An 18,461-nucleotide genomic window follows, 5' to 3' on the forward strand; every position below is an offset into this window, starting at 1 on the left:
TGTTAGATTATTTCTTTTGTAATTCGTGAACATACATAACAACTTTCCATCTCTCCTCTGGAGACAATTGAGATGCATGTGATCCCATGGAGTTGTGTCCGTAATAAATTGTATGGTAAATTTTACCATCAGTCAAGTCAGCCATCAAACCACCCCGTGAAGAGCTCGCTGCATCTGTTCTTTGATAAGATGGTGGCGGAGGAAAGTTCTCTAATTGACGAGTACCTCTTGAATCAGTCACGCTACGGTCTTTCGTGATAGGACCATCACCTTTACCTTCTACTCCATGACATATCGAGCAGTAAGTGGTGAACAAAGCTTTACCTTTTTCAAGATTTTCGGCATTTACGACCAAAGGACTTTTTACTTCTCTTCCTGCACGTTCATAATCCTCTAATGTATTGGCGTATTCAAAACGAGTGAAACCAATTGGATCTGTACCTTTAGGAGGTGTTTGTGCTGTTTTTCCATCAGCAAAATTCGCATTAGGTTGATCCGGATTGAAAGCAAGCGGATCGTACATGTTACGAGAAAACTCTAAACCTGTACTACGAGTTGTTTTGTCACCACAAGAAGAAACAAGTGCTGTCAATGCCACAGCTGCGCATAGCGTTCCAAGTAAATTCTTCTTATTCATAGCTAACATATTTTCTATCATTGTACTTAACTTCAACAGCTCCAGCTTCTTTCAATAAGCTATCGATCAAAGCGTGATCTGTATTTTCTTTGGCATCTACTGCAAGGATGAAACGATCATCTGTTGCTCTCAAGTCCATTACACGAGGTGCACGTCCCGGAAATAAGTGGTTACGGAAGAAAAACGTGGCAACCATACCCAATGCACACAATAAGATCGTAACCTCAAATGTAACTGGAACAAAGTTTGGCATACCAAAAGATGGTTTACCACCGATATTCATCGGCCAATCATAAGCCATTGTATAATACAACAAACTAAAACCTAATGTCGTTCCTAATGCTCCAAAGCAAAATGCTGCGATAGGCAAGCGAGAAGGTTTCACACCCAGCTTTGCTTCGATGCCGTGAATAGGCATCGGAGTAAAGCAGTCGTAAATACTTATATTGTTTGCTTGCAATTTGTCGATCCCATGCATCATTTCATCGGGATCCGCAAAACTACCTAATATATATTTTGTATTGCTCATTGCTGATTATTTTCTAACTGATAATTCTTTAATCTCTTCTTCTGTCACTGAATCATATTTCTCTAATGACTCTTGGAAGTACTTCACTTGTTCCTCAGGGAATGCGCCTTCTTGAGCCAATTTAGTTTTATGTTGTAATGAAGATGATTTCAACAACAATTTCACTTCGGCGATAGCGATACCTGGTAAGAAACGTAAGAACAACAAGAATAATGTAAAGAATAATCCGATTGAACCTACAAAGATACCTACGTCTGTCCAAGTTGGGTAGAACATTGCCCAAGATGAAGGCAAGTAATCACGGTGCAATGAAGTCACGATAATTACAAAACGCTCAAACCACATACCGATGTTTACCACAATCGATAAGATCCATGAGATAGGAATACTTGTACGGATTTTTTTGAACCAGAATAACTGTGGAGAAATTACGTTACAAGTCATCATTGACCAGTAAGCCCACGCGTATGGACCCAACATACGGTTCTCGAAAGCATACATTTCGTATTCTGAACGAGAGTACATTGCGATAAACAACTCAGTTAAATAAGCCACCCCCACAATAGAACCAGTTGTCATGATGATGATATTCATCGATTCAATGTGGAACATCGTGATATAGTTCTCAAAGTTCATTACTTTACGTAAGATCAACAATAAAGTCTGTACCATCGCGAAACCAGAGAAGATCGCACCCGCCACGAAATATGGAGGGAAGATCGTTGTATGCCATCCAGGGATAACCGAAGTTGCAAAGTCCATGGATACGATCGTGTGTACAGAAAGTACCAGCGGAGTAGAAATACCTGCCAAGATCAATGACACGATTTCAAAACGTTGCCAAGTCTTCACTGAACCATTCCATCCGAATGATAATACAGAATAGATTTTTTGTTTTAATCCAGTAGCACGGTCACGAATTGTCGCGATATCCGGCAACAAACCACAGTACCAGAATACCAAGGATACTGTAAAGTAAGTCGAGATCGCAAACGCATCCCATACCAAAGGAGAGTTGAAGTTTACCCAAAGTGATCCAAATTGATTTGGAAGTGGGAAAATCCAATAAGCCAACCAAGGACGACCCATGTGAGCTACAACGTATGTAGCCGCACAGATTACCGCAAAGATCGTCATCGCCTCTGCAGAACGGTTGATTGAATTACGCCAGTTCTGGCGGAAGATTAATAATACAGCTGAAATCAACGTACCCGCGTGACCGATACCTACCCACCATACGAAGTCGGTGATATCCCAAGCCCAGCCTACAGTTTTATTCAGACCCCAAGCGCCGATACCTGTCCAAAAGGTATAACTAACGCTAACTACCCATAATAAAGCACCTAATACAGCAACGGTAAAACCAATCCACCATGCTTTATTCGGTTTATTTTCAACCGGTAGTAAGATATCATCCGTAATTTTTGCATACGTAATGTCCTTACCGGTCATTAATGGTTCTCTTAATATTGATTCGTTATGCGATGACATAGTATTTTTATTTCAAATATTGTACAAGATTACGCCTCAAAAGTGTTTCTAACTTTTGTCATATAACCGATACCCGGTTGAACATTGATTTCCTCAAGTACGTAATAAACACGCTCGTTGCGTAATGCTTTAGACACTTCTGATTCTGGATCATTTGCATCACCAAAGATAATTGCATTTGCAGAACATGCTTGTTGACAAGCCATTTGGATATCGCCATCTTTAACTTTGCGATTTTCAATCTTAGCTTGCAATTTACCTGATTGGATACGTTGGATACACATTGAACATTTCTCCATTACCCCACGTGAACGAGTAACAACATCTGGATTCAATACCAATTGTGTGAACTCATTGTTCAGGTAGTTGTCAAAACGTGAATCATTCCAGTATGCAAACCAGTTGAAACGACGAACTTTGAAAGGACAGTTGTTCGCACAGTAACGTGTACCAAAACAACGGTTATATGCCATATGGTTCAAACCTTCTGAAGAGTGTACTGTTGCCAATACTGGACAAACCGTTTCACAAGGTGCGTGACCACAGTGTTGACACAACATCGGTTGGTGAACAACAGTGATATCTTCGAAATCTAAATCAGCCGAAGCTCTTGCAATTTCTTTCTCTTTTGTAAGATCTTGATCTTTTCCTTCGATTGTATAGTAACGGTCAATGCGTAACCAGTGCATTTCACGACGACGGCGAACCTCATCACGACCTACAACAGGAATATTATTTTCAACGTTACAAGCAACGATACAAGCACCACAACCAGTACATGCGTTCAAGTCGATCGCCATCACCCATTTGTGACCAGGTTGCTCATATTTGTTCCACAAATCGTATGTTTTGTGATTATCTGTAAAGCGTCCTGCCTCAGAGTTAGGATCTTTCAGATATTTCGCAAATGTCGTTTCACGAATAACGTTACGACCTTCGATCGTGTGGTGTGTTTGTGTTTGTGCCAATTGGTAAGTACCAGACGCTTTCGCTACAGTTGCTTTAGCAACACCTTGTACTGTACCATTGATGATAGAAGCAAAAGGGAATGCGTTTTTACCAACTTCATTACCTGCTTTACCAACTTTTGTACGGCCATAACCTACAGCAACTGAAACTGTTCCTTGTGCTTGACCTGGTTGTTGTACAACTGGCAATTCCAATTCAACACCATTTGCTTTTACAGTTACTTTACCATCTTCACCCAAACCTAATTTCTCAGCATCTTTCGGGTTGAGAGCAGCGTAGTTGTCCCACGTTACTTTAGAAACCGGGTCAGGCAACTCTTGTAAATAAGCGTTGTTCGCGTAGCGACCGTCACGAAGTGCCGAAGGCTCATAAAGTTTCAACTCAAACTCACCGGTAATTGCTTTGCTTGATGCTTCAATTGCAGAAGCCGCTGCTGCTGCATTTCCTGTAAATGCAGGAGCTGTTGCCGCTTTAGCACCTTTATATTCAAAACCAGTTTGCAATACAGCATCCCAGTTTTTCGTAGAACCCGCTAAGATTTGTGTAGACCACAAGTTCTTAACGAAGTTGTACATATCGGTATCATTTCCTGCCCAAGTCAACAAGCTTTGTTCAACTTGACGTGTTTTGAAAACCGGATTGATTGTTGGTTGAATGATAGAGAACAAACCTTCTTTTGGATTCGCATCACCCCAAGATTCCAAGAACGTACTTGCTGGAGCAATCGCGGTCAATTCAGAAGCTGTTTCATCCGCACGTTGCGAAAATGATAAGGTGAAAGGAATTTGTTTCAACGCTGCTTTTACATCATCTGCTTTGAAGTAGTCATACACCGGGTTGCTATTCAAGAAGAACGCAACACCAACTTGACCTGATTTCGCTGCTGCTAAGAAAGCTTGGAACGAAGAATCCGAACCTTGGTATTGTTTAGAATAGTTATCCAAATCGATGATTGTACCGTAAGCACCTAATGCAACGTTGATTGCATTAACCAATACCTGTACATTGACATCGTTAGATCCAGCAACAACAACTGCTGCGCCTTTGCTGTTCACCAATTCTTTCGCTGCTAGAGCGACACCTTTTTGAGCTTTTTTGTTTGCAGTAGCACCAGCCAAAGACTGACCAGTGATTGCATTATATAAAGCAACCAATGTAGCACCTTCTTCTGAAGGTTTGATTGCGATACGTGCATCCGCATTTGTACCCGTCATGGAAAGACCAGACTCAAATTGCACGTGACGTGACATTTTGCCGTTTTTCAACGATTTATAATCACGGTTTTTAGCATATTGTTGTGTCTGCTCCTCACCTGCTAACCAAGTTCCTAAGAAATCAGCTGCAACGGAAACAATCACATTTGCCTTTTCAAAATTGTATGAAGGGACAACAGCTTTACCAAATGAAGCTTTATTCGCCTCGATAATACCGCTGTAAGAAACAGCATCGTATTGTACATGGTTAACTGTTGGGAATTTCGTTGCGAAAGCAGCGATGGCCGCCAACGTTGAAGGGCTGTTTACGGTGTTAGAAACGATCGTAATTTGTTTACCAGAAGATGCTGCTGCATTTAAAGCTTTAACAACTTCCCCATCCAATTTAGACCACTCAACATCTTGACCTTTCAATTGCGCCTGTTTCAATTTGGACTCATCATATAAATCCAATACAGAAGCAGCAGTCGTTGAATCCAAACCTTGGTTCAAACCAATTGCATTCGGGTTAGGCTCAACATTGATCGGACGACCTTCACGAGTTTTAACCAAGATGCTTTGACCGTTGAACGTCGAAGCATAATAGTTAGGGATACCTGGAGTTACCTCTTCAGGTTTAATCAAATAAGGAACTGCCTTATGCACAGGAGTACGGTTACAAGCCGCTAAAGAAACAGCACCCAAACCAAATCCTAATGCTTTCAAGAAGTCACGGCGAGGAGTTTTAGTACTCAAGCCTGCTTCGTTTAATACATCTTCTACAGGAATAGATTCGGCAAACTCACCCTTGCTTCCTTCAACGAAAGCAGGAGTTTGATTTAACTCTTCCAAACCTTTCCAATATTTTTTATTGCTATCCATTTAAGCTGTATATAAGATTGCGTATTTCAAATAATTATTAATAGTGACACTTACCACACTCAAGACCACCGATCATGGCTGCAGTCATTTTCTCACCTTTCTTAATTCTTTCGTGTGCTTTAATCAAATCTTCATAGTATTTGTTATCCGATTTGATATCTGTCTTTTTGTGACAATCAACACACCATTTCATCGTCAATGGAGAGTATTGGTATACTTCTTCCATATTTTGGATTGGACCGTGACAAGTTTGACACTCAACACCAGCTACCACAACGTGTTGTGAGTGGTTGAAGTAAGCAAAGTCAGGTAAGTTGTGAATACGAACCCATTGAATTGGTTTCGGATTGTTACCGTAAGTACGCGTATCAGGATTCCAATCCAATGCACGATAGATTTTAGCAATTTCCGGAGAAATCTCACCATCATAATGCTCTGAAGCAGTGATTGTATTGTGACAGTTCATACATACGTTGGCCGATGGAATAGACGCATTTTTAGATTTAAATGCTCCACCGTGACAGTATTGACACTCAATTTTGTTAACACCAGCGTGGATTTGGTGCGAGAACTTAATTGGCTGAACCGGCTGATAGCCTTGGTGAACACCAACGTTCCACATTGTTTTCCAACCGCCTACAGCTAATAATGCAACTAACATCAAGACTGTAAAGCCAACCAACTTCTTGTTTTTAACGAATGCTTTCGCAAACTTCACAAAACGTTGGCTATCTTCTGGCTCTTGTTGCGCAGCAATAGCTTCTTGGTTTTTAGCAATTACATTTTCTAAGGTACGGACCACACGATTCAACACCACGATAACCACTACAGCCAAAACAACAACTGCGATCAAGCCCAAAATCATGAACATAGATGCGTTATCATCTTTAGCTCCGGCACCACCAGGAGTTTCAGTTTTCGGTTTCTCCTTAGAAGCATCTGTGATATACGCTAATACCGACTTGATCTGATCGTCAGATAAATCAGTAAAAGAAGTCATCACAAGCTTGTTGTTCTCTTCGAAGATTTTAACTGCATCAGCATCGCCAGACGCAATTAAAGCCTGAGAGTTCTTGATCCACTTGATTAACCAAGCTTCGTCTTTCGTCTCTGGAATCCCCTTTAAAGCAGGACCAACCACTTTTCTGTCAATGGCGTGACAGGATGTACACTTAGATTTGAAGATTTTTTCACCTTCCTTGACATCTTGCGCATGCAACGTCGTAACGGCAAATAATAGCATCAAACTCGTTGACACCACCCTCGCAAGGCTTCCCAAAACGGATGAGATAGTTCTCATATTTAGCACTTTATACTATTTATTTGTGAATGTAAAAAATTAACTCCCATGGTTAAAGGAGCCACTACCCCCCTAACAATGCCACAAAAGTATGATTTATTAACAAATCGCTGACAATTTTGTGACCTTTAATATCAATTTATAATCATTCTAAACAAATGCGTTTAAACAAGGATAAAAACAACATTACGCTATTAAAGTGGTTCCATCACTACAACTTTTCATTTGAATAGCTACCCAAATATAAGACAATTCCATGACAATTTAAAATATTCAAAATAACAGATCGCAGAAGACACAAAAGGTTTTTTTTCGACTTAATTTCCGTAACTTTATCAAGATGAATGGAGAACTTTTTCAAAATGAATGGAGATGTTCAGGGTCAAGTCGCAAACTAACAATAAAAGAATCTGAATAATATCTTTATATAGAAGGAATAGCTCATTCTTATTGCGTAGTTCCTAGTAAAGCCAGCTTCAAGACTAAACACACAACAACAATGGACACAAACAAAGAATTCAACCCCTTAAGTAAAGAAGAGGAATACATTATTATACATAAGGGAACTGAACGCCCTTTTACCGGTGAACTTTTAGACAATAAGCTCAAAGGAACTTATATCTGCCGCCGTTGTGACAGCCCACTATACCGTTCGGAGTCAAAATTTGAATCTGGATGTGGCTGGCCAAGTTTTGATGATGAAATTCCCGGGGCAATTACAAGGATCACCGATGCCGATGGTCGCCGCACTGAAATCCTGTGTAGTAGATGTGGCGCGCATTTAGGCCATGTGTTCCTCGGAGAAGGCTTTACGACAAAAAACACGCGTCACTGCGTTAATTCTATTTCAATGAAATTTGTGGCCGATACTACGAAGTAACTTTCACTTTAGTCGACTCACGAACTTTCAGTTCACAAGGCAACACCATTCTACGTGTTGCTTTTATTTTACCCTGAAGACGAAGCAACAAAATATTGATCAGATTTTCCGCAATATCCTTGATCGGCTGCGAAACAACCGTAATAGCAGGTTCGACCAGCTTAAAAACCGTATGGTCATCGAAAGCGATCACCGCCGGCATCGTAAAATTAAATTTTTTGGAAGCCTTCAAACCCGAAATCGCCAGATAGTTCGTAGAGAACAAAACGGCATCCAGTCTGTTTTCACAGATAAACTCCCGCAATAGTTCCATTGCTTCTTCATCCGAAGCATCCATCTGAATCTTTTGAATAAAACTTTGTTGCTTATTATTATCCATAGCCTTCATATAGCCATCTGAACGCTCCTTCATTTGGGTCTGATCCGAATAGAGCGATACAAATCCGATACGTCTATAGCCTTGTTGACACAAATGGTTACTGGCATCAAAGGCCCCCTGAAAATTGTCCGCACCAACATAGTCTGTTTCAAGCCCCGGAAAATAACGGTCGAATAGCACAACCGGAATATTATTCTGCTGCAACTGCTTTACGGTATCTTCCAAACCATCGGAAGGTGTAATAATAAAACCATCTACCTGCCGATCGTAAAACATCTGGATTAACTCCTTCGCCTTTTCTACATCATTGTTGGTGCTACAATAAATAATACGGTAGCCCTGCTCATAGACCTTACTTTCGATCAGACGTGCTATATTCCCAAAAAAAGGATTGGAAATATCTTCGATAATCAAACCTAGAATCTTCGTCTTCCCTGTGCGGAGACTTTTTGCCAATTCGTTGGGCTTATAGCCAACCTTTTTGACATAGTCCAGAACCCGCTTAGTCAAAGCCTCACTAATACGCTTTTCTTTTGCCTTATCATTCAAAATAAAGGACACAGTAGTTACAGAAATCCCCAACGCCTTTGCGATATCACTGATCAGAATACGTTTCTTCATGTAGTAGTAGTAGGTTTGTTAAGTTTTTTATTACGAAGATTACTAAAGTAAAAAATTTAACGACAATTTACTAAAATAATAATAAAATTGCGCTAAAAGGTTTTATTTACTAATTTTAAGCAGTTTTCAAATACCCGAACAAAACCTATGACAGGAAATAAACTACTCAAAACAGTGTTGGGCACACTAATTTTGCCATTTTTTGCGCAAGCCCAGCAAAATCTTACACAATATGTCAACCCCTTTATTGGGTCAGCGGATCATGGTCACGTCTTTGTTGGTGCAAATGTACCTTTAGGTGCTGTCCAATTAGGGCCTACCCAAATTCCACAGATTTGGGACAAGTTCAACGGATGGGACTGGTGCAGTGGATACAATTACAAAAGCCAGGAAATTTTGGGTTTTACCCATACGCACCTGAGCGGAACAGGTATCGGTGACCTCAACGACCTCATGATCGTTCCAGCCAACGGAAAATTACAATTAACGCCAGCGGAATTCAATAAAATGAATACAGGTTATGGCTCTTCCTTCAAAAAGGAAAATGAGGTTGCCAAACCCGGATTCTATAGCGCTTATTTAGATGACTATCAGGTACAGGCCAACTTGACGGCAACCGAACGTGTTGGCTATCATCAATATCGTTATGAAAAAACAGACAATGCACATATTTTGGTCGACTTAGGTTACCATATCAATTGGGATAAACCGACAGACACCTACATCAAACAGGTTAACGACTCGACCTTTGTTGGTTATCGCTTTTCAACAGGATGGGCAACTGACCAAAAATTGTATTTTGCGATCAGAACTTCCCAGCCGATACAAAAAGTAAGATTTTTCGACGGTAAAGAAGAAAAATTAGGCCAAACAACATTTAAAGGACAGGCAATCAAAGCGGCTTTATTCTTTGATGCTGTTAAAAACAAAACCATCGAACTTAAAGTCGGTATTTCTCCCGTAAGCTCGACCAATGCCCTGAACAATATCAATGCAGAAATTCCAAACTGGAATTTTGAAAAAGTTAAGCAAGAAGCGGATCAACGTTGGAACAAAACCTTAAATAAGATTCAATTTGAAGCCGACAAAGATACGAAGACAATCTTTTATACCGCATTATACCATACCTACTTCGCTCCTACCATCTTCAACGATGCCAATGGCGATTATTTAGGAACTGACAAACAAGTATACGAGAAACAGGATTTTGTCAACCATACGGTATTTTCGCTTTGGGATACTTACCGTGGCCTTCATCCTTTGATGACGATCTTGGAGGACCGTAAAATCAACCAGGATTTTATCAAGACAATGTTGGCGATCTACCAACAACAAGGTAAATTGCCCATGTGGCACTTACAAGGTAATGAAACCAATACAATGGTTGGATTACCTGCGATTCCAGTCATTGCCGATGCCTTCTTAAAAGGGATCATTGACGAGAAAGATTATCCATTGGTCTGGGAGGCTGTTAAGACAACAGCCATGGGCAACGATCATGGCCTGAAATATGCACGTGAACTGACTTACATTCCGATCGACAGCATGCCGAATGAGTCTGTAGCATGGGCATTAGAGTATGCGATTGCCGACTTTGGTGCGTATAAAATTGCTGAAAAGCTAGGTAAAACAGAAGACGCTGCCTATTTCAAAAAACGCTACAAACTGTACGAGCAGTATTTTGACAAAGAAGTAGGTCATTTCGTCGGTAAAAAAGCCAATGGCGAGTTCCGCAGACCTTTCGACCCATTGATGGCCAAACACCGTGAGAATGATTATTGCGAAGGAAATGCATGGCAATATACCTGGTTAGTACCTCAAGATGTCAAAGGTCTGATCAATCTTTTCGGTGGCGAGGAGAAATTTTTGAAAAAACTGGATTATTTTACGACCATGTCATCGGATCTTGGTGGTGAAGCCTCTCCAGATATTTCAGGACTAATAGGCCAATATGCGCAAGGGAACGAGCCAAACCATCATATCCCTTACTTATATGCTTATGCTGGACAACCTTGGAAAGGTGCAGCTCTAGCCCGTAAGGCGATGACGGAGTTTTACACAAACAGTCCAGCTGGTCTATGTGGCAATGATGACGTCGGACAAATGAGTGCCTGGTATGTGTTCTCAGCAATGGGCTTTTATCCACTGAATGCAATGAGTGGTGTTTATGTCTTCGGATCACCGATGATGCAACATGCGAACATCAATTTACCAAATGGCAAAACGTTAGCAATCGATGTTAAAAATCAAGGTAAAGCAAATCAATACATTAAATCGATCAAATTGAATGGTAAACCTTATGCTAAGTCGTTCATTACACATGCACAGCTTTTAGAAGGTGGACAGATGGAAATCGAGATGAGTGCTACGCCAAACAAAAACTTTGGTAAAAACAAAGCCGATTGGCCTTCAAGCATTGACAATAATTAACTGAAATATTGTCAGTAAAACATTACTGGATTAATATTTGTTAATACCTTAATAACATATTTAAGGAGAAACAAAACATGGCAGATTACAAAAACATCAATATACAAGATATCCCCGATGGAGGTGATAATCCAAAAGACTTCTATGAAACTTTTAAAGAGCGCTTAGAAGACTTAGAAACATTTCCAAAGGACTACACGTATAAATTTATCTTACCAAAAGATCAGGACCACTTCAATCAGATCCAGCGCGTATTTGATGACACAGGTGCTCAGTTTGATTTCAAGGATTCCAAAACAGGTAAGTATACTTCAATTACGGTAAACTTGAACGTAAAAGACGCCGATCAGGTGATCTACTTCTACAAAGAAGTAGCGAAGATAAAAGGTGTTATCATGTTATAAAAGAACAAATCAGGCTGTCGAATTGACAGCCTGATTTGTTTTCTGATTTACATATTAGCTTAACTCCTCCCTATTTCAGCATAACGACATCAAGCCAATAATCGCCGCTAAATCTTTTACTAGCATAGTGCAGCTTGAATAGATTAACAGCAGCCTCCTCATTTAAAAAATCCAAAATGCGTTTGACGTCCCGTCGGGCAGCAAACTGTTTCCAGCTATTTTTTCGATCATAAAAAAAAGACATTTGTCCATCCATGCTATTCCAAGTCCCTCCCAGCGCATATAACTTCGTTTCACTAAACAGTATATTAAAATAGTCTTTATATACCGCGCAATCGAGCGTAATCTCTTTATTTTTATTAGCCATCCAGTCAAATCGATACGAACAATACATTGGATTCCCATAGTAAATACCAGGTTTATGGGGAATCTTGGCCTCCTCAAAAAATTCCTTAAGCAATTTCACTACTTCTGGCTCGCCATCGTATGCTAAGGGCACAGCACTAAGCTCACGATCCATATATAAGGTAAAAGAAGACAAATTGAGGCCCCAGCGTCCTTGATAATCCAATAAAAACTTGGACAAACGCTCCACAAGCGGTGCCATCCCACCTCTGAATGAGCCTTGCACGGAAAGTGCTTCAAATGGTCTCGCCTCGTTATATTTATAAGGGCTTTCATACACATCCATCACAAAGCGATTATATTCCCGATCAAAATTAATGTAAAGCTCGTCTGTCATTGAATCTCTGATAGCTTTATCCTTTAAGATTAACCTATTAAGAGGCCAAAATAAATCCTGTTTATAGGACCATAAAATGGCACGATCCAGTTTATAAAACTCATAACGCCCCTTGGCCAAGATCATATTATTTTTAGTTGCATAATGCTGCACAGTGGCAGATAGCTCCTGGAATTTATCCCCATAAGACCGCTGACCATACACGGTCACATGCATGAGGACAAACACCAAAATCTGACCAGGTTTAAACAGAAACAAACGAAGTATACTTTTCATAGGATAAAGATGCAGGTAAGCCTTATTTTCCATAAAAAAAGCCCGCTTAAAGCGAGCTTTTCATATCATTTGAAAGGAATAAACCTATTCTTGTCCAGCACCAGCTACAGGAGCTTCACCGGCAGGTTTATCCTGCTTTGGTTTGTCTTCTTTCGGAGGACGAGGCAATAACGCTTTACGCGAAAGCTTCATTTTACCTTGTTTGTCGATATCCAACAATTTAACCGTTACTTTATCACCTTCTTTGAAGATACCGTCCATTGTTTCAAGACGTTTCCAGTCGATTTCAGAGATGTGCAATAAACCATCTTTACCAGGCATGATTTCAACGAAAGCACCGAATGGCATAATTGATTTCACTTTACCTTCGTAAGTTTCACCAATCTCTGGTTTAGAAGCGATTGCTTTAATACGACCTACTGCATCATCAATAGCCGCTTTATTATCTGCGAATACTTGAACAACACCCTTGTTATCAACTTCTTCGATCGAAATTGTAGCACCGGTCTCACGTTGCATCTCTTGGATAATTTTACCACCTGGTCCGATTACAGCGCCAATAAATTCTTTATCGATCAACAATTGAACGATACGAGGTGCATGTGGTTTGTAATCTTCACGTGGAGCAGAAATTGTTTTCTTCATTTCACCTAAGATGTGTAAACGCGCTTCTTTTGCTTGATCCAAAGCTTGCGTCAACACTTCCCATTTCAAACCATTGATTTTTAAGTCCATTTGACAAGCAACGATACCTTTTTCTGTACCAGTTACTTTAAAGTCCATATCACCTAAATGATCTTCATCACCTAAGATATCCGATAAGATCGCATATTTACCTGTTTTCTCGTCAGAAATCAATCCCATGGCAATACCTGAAACTGGCGCTTTCAATTTCACACCGGCATCCAAAAGTGCTAATGTACCAGCACATACCGTAGCCATTGAAGAAGATCCATTTGATTCCAGGATATCAGAAACAACACGGATCGTATATGGATTTTCACTGTCTGCAGGAAGTACCTGTTTCAATGAACGCATAGCCAAGTTACCGTGACCAACTTCACGACGGCCAGGACCTCTATTAGGTCTTACCTCACCTGTAGAGAATGCAGGGAAGTTGTAGTGAAGAATAAATTTGTTATAACCGTTGATAAAAGCACCATCGATCATTTGCTCATCGTCTTTAGCACCTAAAGTAACCGATGTCAATGATTGTGTTTCACCACGTGTAAATACAGCCGAACCGTGTGCAGCAGGCAAGTAATCCACTTCAGACCAGATCGGACGTACAGTACGTACATCACGGCCATCTAAACGCATACCTTCATCCAAAACCAGGTTACGGACAGCATCATACTGAACATCGTGGAAATATTTTTTAAATAAGAATGCGGTATCATCATCCAATTCCTCTGGCATTGTTGCTCTGTACTCTTCCGCGATTTTTGCGAAGTTCTCAGAACGGTCATGTTTCGCAGAAGCAGATTTTGCAATAGCATAAACCTTATCGTAAGTAGCTGCAAAAATAGCATCTCTCAATTCAAGGTTTTCAGGCTCATGGTTATACTCACGCTTCACAGTTTTACCAACTAAGTTAGCCAGCTCTACTTGAGCAGCAACTTGTTTTTTGATAGCTTCATGAGCAAAAGCAATTGCTTCTACCATTTCAGCTTCAGAAATCTCTTTCGCTTCACCTTCAACCATACCGATATCCTGTGCAGAACCAGCAACAATAAACTCTAAAGTTGCATTTTCAAGCTCAGACAATTTTGGGTTGATGACCAACTGACCGTCAATTTTCGCAACACGAACTTCAGAAATTGGTCCATTGAAAGGAATATCAGAAACAGCAATAGCTGCAGAAGCAGCCAAGCCCGCTAAAGCATCAGGCATAATATCTTTATCTGCCGAAATCAAGCTGATTGCAACTTGTGTATCTGCGTGATAATTTTCAGGGAACAAAGGACGTAATGCACGATCTACCAAACGTGAGATCAATACCTCATAATCTGACAATCTAGCCTCACGACGTAAGAAACCACCTGGAATACGGCCAGTTGCCGCATATTTTTCTTGATAATCTACAGAAAGGGGTAAAAAATCAACGCCAGATTTCGCTTCTTTAGCTGAAACAACTGTTGCAAGCAACATCGTATCACCTTGTTTTAATACTACAGCCCCATCAGCCTGTTTTGCCAATTTTCCTGTAGACAATTCGATCTGGGTGCCATTACCCATATCGATGGTCGTTTTAATTTCGTTGTAATTCATTTAATCTTGTTTGCGACATGCTTTTCATCTTGTTGGCAGCATGCCAATATTTTAAATACATTAGATTTCAGCACAAAGGTAAATTAAAATATTAAGATTAGTGCAATTAACAGCAGGCTAAATGCGCAAAGCCGGCGCTAAGGCTCAATGGTTGTTATGCAAGCGCCATCATTTTTTGAAAATTTACTTAAAAAGCACCCGAAGGTGCTTTTATAGCTATTATCTTCTTTTGGACCATCTTCTCGTTGCGAAGCTGCCCAACGTGCCCAACGTAGCGGTGAGCAGTGTCTGAATGAAGCCTCAAAAAGTTCTTATTTTCCTACGGCATATAAAAAGTATTACCAAGACCAGAACGAAACCAATTGCTAATACCCATCCTAACGGTGCGAGCCGTGTCATCTTTGTTTTTCTTTCTGAACCAGACACTATATCATCTTTACGGACCGTATGAGCCGACCTATTTTCCCCTACTGTACTTGTCATTGATTCCCTGACGATCAGTCCGCCCGACCTGGTCATGAAACCACTATCCGGATGAAAGCGTAAAGCACTGTCTGTCCAGAAATACCAGAGCCGCGAAAGACTATCATTTTTACGGTAACTAAAATCTACCTCCTTCTCCTTATGATGTTTAGCCGATGTATACTGATTTTCTTCCGTCCGATGCTTAAAAATAGTGCAGGAGCCTAGTATACATATGCCTGCCAATAAACTCGATAGATAATTCAATAGTTTTAACATCTTCCCTCCTTTCAGTCCAACCAGTTAGCAAACGCATAAATGGTCACCAATGCCCGCCGTTTGGAAAGCACCCTATTTTCGACATTCCCTTCGACCGTCAGAATGTATTTATCGTCACTGTTTCGCACGATTCCTACGTGATCGATTCGTCCGAGCTTTTGGTTATATAGGGCAAATAAATCTGCTGGCCGCACTTCTCCTCTTCGTATCTGCAGCTTGGTATAGCGTCGGGCCATTGGAAATAGAGCGGGGCTCCAGGCATTGCGCGGAAATGATAATCCCGCCCGACTAAAACTCCAAGATACAAAGGCCGCACACCAGGCGTAGCCTTTACCTAACCCTGTATAGGCCAAGTATTCTTCCACACGCCTGCCATCATTATTGCCTGTCATTTCACTGACGCCGATCTCAGCGACTGCAATGTCAACAATAGCCGACCGAACTTTCTGCTGCGCAGTAAACTTTTCAGGCTTGCCATGTCCAGAGGCCAATTCATAGCGATCTTTTGTGAATTCCCGCCTGATTAAAGTATAATCGCTAAAACGGCCAGCAAAAAGGAGAGCCATAGAAAAAATACCAAAAAATAGATAATGCACTGTTGCCATGATGTCAATTGATTAAAGTAATAATTAAAGTCCTCTCGAAAATATTTAAAAGGTTTCCATAAAAACTCCTGCAGCCAGAAACAGCAATAGATGAGCAGAAATGCTGCTAAGACTGCAAAGAACAATACGGAAAGGATGCCGACGTCCAAGATACCGGCAGTGGCATCTATGGCCTGCAATAAAAGGCCAGTGCCTATGAAACAGATCAGGAGGCAGGCCGATAGGATACCCATCTCCTGCTTTTTTGTGAATGCCCAGGTTATATCCTCGATAAACCAGCGCTTTTGTATTTGTACTAATTTCATTTGTTAAAATTTGATTTATAAGTAAACTTTTAGATCATGGACTATATAAACAGCCCCAAGTATTGACTATTTGAGAAATTCGCTTTTTCTCGGTCATGTACGATGAGATAAAGATGGATCGGCAGCTTTTCCATGCCATCGGGTAACTGCATGGTCAATGTACCATCTTGCCGTAACGCTACTTCATCATTGATGGCAGCGAGTTCCTCTTCGACCGCATAGGCACAGAGAATGATACCATCATCCGTCCTATCTTGATGTAAAACATTTGTAGCACTGTTCCAGACAATGGTAATTTGCTTTTGTTGGCGGTCGACGGAATCTACCCCCAACGGCAGTTTAACACCCGCACTCAACTGTGCTTTTGCGGGATCTACCTCAATATCGGGGTATATACCTTTCATGGCATTCCGCAATAGCGCAGACATCGCCCGACCAATTGAAGTCTTTCTCACATTACGCTTTCGTGCAGTATAACCCATCTGTATGATATCGTTTACAGGATTGATAAATTTCCGCGCGCGGGCAAACTTCATACGAACGGTTTCCGTTCCATTGACAACAAGCATTTTTCTTTCCTTTTGTTTTGATAATAATTTCATTTTACACTGTTTTAATTTTCATTCCTTAAAAAAATCCATTACATAATCCGCATAATATGGCCGGTCCCCCACACCGGCCACATCATTTAATCACTAGATAAGATCATACTCCCCCAAATAGGTTGTACGACTGATCCTCTCGTTTTTTCGATCTGTAAAAAACAGCCAGAGATGCCCCTTTTCACCCAAAAAGTAATCGGGCAGCTCAATATCGATCGTAGCGTCCCCACGCACAGGAGGTTTCGGAGCGGTCAAAAACTCATCCAGCGAAGGCAGATACAGCAGAATATGCACGACATCGTCCAAGCTCCCTTTCTGCATCTGTATTGCCTGGTCCGACCAGCCCATTGTGAGTATCCCGGAATTAACCGATGCATAGACGTTACCGCCGGGCTGCAGACTTCCTGAAGAAATTTTTATCTTAGCGTAATCCAATGCAAAATTTGGATAAGCACCAGCAATAGCAGCTTTCATATTTGCCTGTATTGCCGCATTTACCCCCGTCATCCGTTCACTATTGACCTGCGAAAAACCGACCTCTACAAATGGTGCTATCGGCATAATAAATTTGGCAATCGTGTAGAAGCGTGCTTGTTGGATCAGCTGTGCTTCACTAGCCGGTTTGTTGCTCTTTTTGGAAAGCCCCCTGATATAATCGATGCTCTTCCAATGTGCGCCTATTACCGATCCAGCTTTACCGCTGAATCCACCATTGACGCCTTTTCTAATTGTACCCATGTTGTAAATTTTAAAAGTTAAAAAACATGTAAAAACTTGACTGATACCGGTATACCTCGCTTTACATCAACAAACATAAAACAGAAAAAACGCATTTTCAAGGGCTGAAAAAGACTAGTCCGATCACTGTCCGCCCCCCTATGTGGATCTGTCTGAACAGCTCAGATAAATGTCCATTTGCTGTCCATAGAAGATAATCCTCTGTAATCAGAAAAAGCCAAGACTTACTGTTGTCGCCTTCGATTTTGATCTGTAACTGGTTCGCCTCTCTTTCGGCTTTTGCCTACAGTCCGCCCACACTTCCCCTACTCTCCGCCTTCTAATCGGTAGGAAAAACGTAGGCTATGAGTAGGGAAAGAGTATGTCTATACCGAAAATGGTCCGAACGAAAGCTGAACAAGGAACGAGGAAGGATGGTAAAAAGAGATGGACAAATACAGCAAGCAGGACCCTTGCCATAAAATGA

General features: G+C 40.9%; 16 protein-coding genes. 3 read left to right on the forward strand and 13 right to left on the reverse strand.

The annotated features are described in order from the left end of the window. Positions 1-7: 7 nt before the first annotated feature. Genes IQ31_RS09590 through IQ31_RS09610 form a run of 5 tightly spaced genes read right to left on the reverse strand, consistent with a single transcriptional unit; the run spans position 8 to position 7,001 of the window. Positions 8-646, reverse strand: a complete 639-nt coding sequence (locus IQ31_RS09590) for a c-type cytochrome (protein WP_376745387.1) — start codon at positions 644-646, stop codon at positions 8-10. Further along, positions 630-1,166 carry a DUF3341 domain-containing protein gene (locus tag IQ31_RS09595; RefSeq protein ID WP_075991040.1) on the reverse strand — a complete coding sequence of 179 codons (537 nt, stop codon included), beginning with the start codon at positions 1,164-1,166 and terminating at the stop codon, positions 630-632. The genes IQ31_RS09590 and IQ31_RS09595 overlap by 17 nt, the downstream gene beginning before the upstream one ends. Positions 1,167-1,172: 6 nt before the next feature. Continuing rightward, positions 1,173-2,657, reverse strand: a complete 1,485-nt coding sequence (nrfD, locus tag IQ31_RS09600) for an NrfD/PsrC family molybdoenzyme membrane anchor subunit (RefSeq protein WP_046674137.1) — start codon at positions 2,655-2,657, stop codon at positions 1,173-1,175. Positions 2,658-2,686: 29 nt separating this feature from the next. After that, positions 2,687-5,701 (reverse strand): TAT-variant-translocated molybdopterin oxidoreductase, encoded by a 3,015-nt coding sequence (locus tag IQ31_RS09605; RefSeq protein ID WP_145327842.1) that lies wholly within the window; start codon positions 5,699-5,701, stop codon positions 2,687-2,689. 37 nt (positions 5,702-5,738) lie between these two features. Continuing rightward, positions 5,739-7,001, reverse strand: coding sequence for a cytochrome c3 family protein (locus IQ31_RS09610; RefSeq protein ID WP_145327843.1), 1,263 nt, complete (start codon positions 6,999-7,001; stop codon positions 5,739-5,741). A gap of 427 nt (positions 7,002-7,428) precedes the next feature. Between IQ31_RS09610 and IQ31_RS09615 the strand changes: the two genes are divergently transcribed. Further along, a complete protein-coding gene (locus IQ31_RS09615; RefSeq protein ID WP_380944306.1) occupies positions 7,429-7,881 on the forward strand; it encodes a methionine-R-sulfoxide reductase in 453 nt (150 codons plus the stop codon). Here the strand turns inward: IQ31_RS09615 and IQ31_RS09620 are convergent. Further along, a complete protein-coding gene (locus IQ31_RS09620; RefSeq protein WP_075991038.1) occupies positions 7,871-8,881 on the reverse strand; it encodes a LacI family DNA-binding transcriptional regulator in 1,011 nt (336 codons plus the stop codon). The genes IQ31_RS09615 and IQ31_RS09620 overlap by 11 nt on opposite strands. A gap of 147 nt (positions 8,882-9,028) precedes the next feature. Between IQ31_RS09620 and IQ31_RS09625 the strand changes: the two genes are divergently transcribed. Together IQ31_RS09625 and IQ31_RS09630 are read left to right on the forward strand one after the other, a co-directional pair. Beyond that, the gene (locus tag IQ31_RS09625; RefSeq protein ID WP_145327845.1) at positions 9,029-11,311 is read left to right on the forward strand and encodes a GH92 family glycosyl hydrolase; all 2,283 of its coding nucleotides are present in this window, start codon (positions 9,029-9,031) and stop codon (positions 11,309-11,311) included. A gap of 77 nt (positions 11,312-11,388) precedes the next feature. Further along, a complete protein-coding gene (locus IQ31_RS09630; protein ID WP_145327846.1) occupies positions 11,389-11,715 on the forward strand; it encodes a DUF493 domain-containing protein in 327 nt (108 codons plus the stop codon). A gap of 70 nt (positions 11,716-11,785) precedes the next feature. Here IQ31_RS09630 and IQ31_RS09635 read toward each other — a convergent pair whose 3' ends face one another. From IQ31_RS09635 to IQ31_RS09660, 7 genes are all read right to left on the reverse strand, one after another. Continuing rightward, the gene (locus tag IQ31_RS09635) at positions 11,786-12,766 is read right to left on the reverse strand and encodes a hypothetical protein (protein ID WP_145327847.1); all 981 of its coding nucleotides are present in this window, start codon (positions 12,764-12,766) and stop codon (positions 11,786-11,788) included. 51 nt (positions 12,767-12,817) lie between these two features. Continuing rightward, a complete protein-coding gene (gene pnp, locus IQ31_RS09640) occupies positions 12,818-15,004 on the reverse strand; it encodes a polyribonucleotide nucleotidyltransferase (protein ID WP_075991035.1) in 2,187 nt (728 codons plus the stop codon). A gap of 300 nt (positions 15,005-15,304) precedes the next feature. Next, on the reverse strand, positions 15,305-15,745 hold the full coding sequence (locus tag IQ31_RS09645) for a hypothetical protein (protein WP_145327848.1): 441 nt from the start codon (positions 15,743-15,745) through the stop codon (positions 15,305-15,307). Positions 15,746-15,756: 11 nt separating this feature from the next. Continuing rightward, positions 15,757-16,350 (reverse strand): CHAP domain-containing protein, encoded by a 594-nt coding sequence (locus IQ31_RS09650; protein WP_145327849.1) that lies wholly within the window; start codon positions 16,348-16,350, stop codon positions 15,757-15,759. Further along, positions 16,269-16,655 (reverse strand): hypothetical protein, encoded by a 387-nt coding sequence (locus tag IQ31_RS27315; protein WP_158638840.1) that lies wholly within the window; start codon positions 16,653-16,655, stop codon positions 16,269-16,271. The genes IQ31_RS09650 and IQ31_RS27315 overlap by 82 nt, the downstream gene beginning before the upstream one ends. A gap of 41 nt (positions 16,656-16,696) precedes the next feature. Beyond that, a complete protein-coding gene (locus tag IQ31_RS09655) occupies positions 16,697-17,257 on the reverse strand; it encodes a DUF6266 family protein (RefSeq protein ID WP_145327850.1) in 561 nt (186 codons plus the stop codon). Positions 17,258-17,350: 93 nt separating this feature from the next. Then, complete coding sequence (locus IQ31_RS09660) at positions 17,351-17,995, reverse strand: DUF6266 family protein (RefSeq protein ID WP_145327851.1); 645 nt, start codon at positions 17,993-17,995, stop codon at positions 17,351-17,353. Positions 17,996-18,461: the final 466 nt, after the last annotated feature.

The organism is Sphingobacterium siyangense (genome assembly GCF_007830445.1).
Classification (GTDB): domain Bacteria; phylum Bacteroidota; class Bacteroidia; order Sphingobacteriales; family Sphingobacteriaceae; genus Sphingobacterium; species Sphingobacterium siyangense.

Coding starts and splice junctions, on each gene's coding strand:
- IQ31_RS09635 (WP_145327847.1), bottom strand. CDS start 12,766: ATGGAAAATAAGGCTTACCTGCATCTTTATCCTATGAAAAGTATACTT.
- IQ31_RS09590 (WP_376745387.1), bottom strand. CDS start 646: ATGTTAGCTATGAATAAGAAGAATTTACTTGGAACGCTATGCGCAGCT.
- IQ31_RS09645 (WP_145327848.1), bottom strand. CDS start 15,745: ATGTTAAAACTATTGAATTATCTATCGAGTTTATTGGCAGGCATATGT.
- nrfD (WP_046674137.1), bottom strand. CDS start 2,657: ATGTCATCGCATAACGAATCAATATTAAGAGAACCATTAATGACCGGT.
- IQ31_RS09610 (WP_145327843.1), bottom strand. CDS start 7,001: ATGAGAACTATCTCATCCGTTTTGGGAAGCCTTGCGAGGGTGGTGTCA.
- IQ31_RS09660 (WP_145327851.1), bottom strand. CDS start 17,995: ATGGGTACAATTAGAAAAGGCGTCAATGGTGGATTCAGCGGTAAAGCT.
- IQ31_RS09650 (WP_145327849.1), bottom strand. CDS start 16,350: ATGGCAACAGTGCATTATCTATTTTTTGGTATTTTTTCTATGGCTCTC.
- IQ31_RS09620 (WP_075991038.1), bottom strand. CDS start 8,881: ATGAAGAAACGTATTCTGATCAGTGATATCGCAAAGGCGTTGGGGATT.
- IQ31_RS09630 (WP_145327846.1), top strand. CDS start 11,389: ATGGCAGATTACAAAAACATCAATATACAAGATATCCCCGATGGAGGT.
- IQ31_RS09655 (WP_145327850.1), bottom strand. CDS start 17,257: ATGAAATTATTATCAAAACAAAAGGAAAGAAAAATGCTTGTTGTCAAT.
- pnp (WP_075991035.1), bottom strand. CDS start 15,004: ATGAATTACAACGAAATTAAAACGACCATCGATATGGGTAATGGCACC.
- IQ31_RS09625 (WP_145327845.1), top strand. CDS start 9,029: ATGACAGGAAATAAACTACTCAAAACAGTGTTGGGCACACTAATTTTG.
- IQ31_RS09595 (WP_075991040.1), bottom strand. CDS start 1,166: ATGAGCAATACAAAATATATATTAGGTAGTTTTGCGGATCCCGATGAA.
- IQ31_RS27315 (WP_158638840.1), bottom strand. CDS start 16,655: ATGAAATTAGTACAAATACAAAAGCGCTGGTTTATCGAGGATATAACC.
- IQ31_RS09605 (WP_145327842.1), bottom strand. CDS start 5,701: ATGGATAGCAATAAAAAATATTGGAAAGGTTTGGAAGAGTTAAATCAA.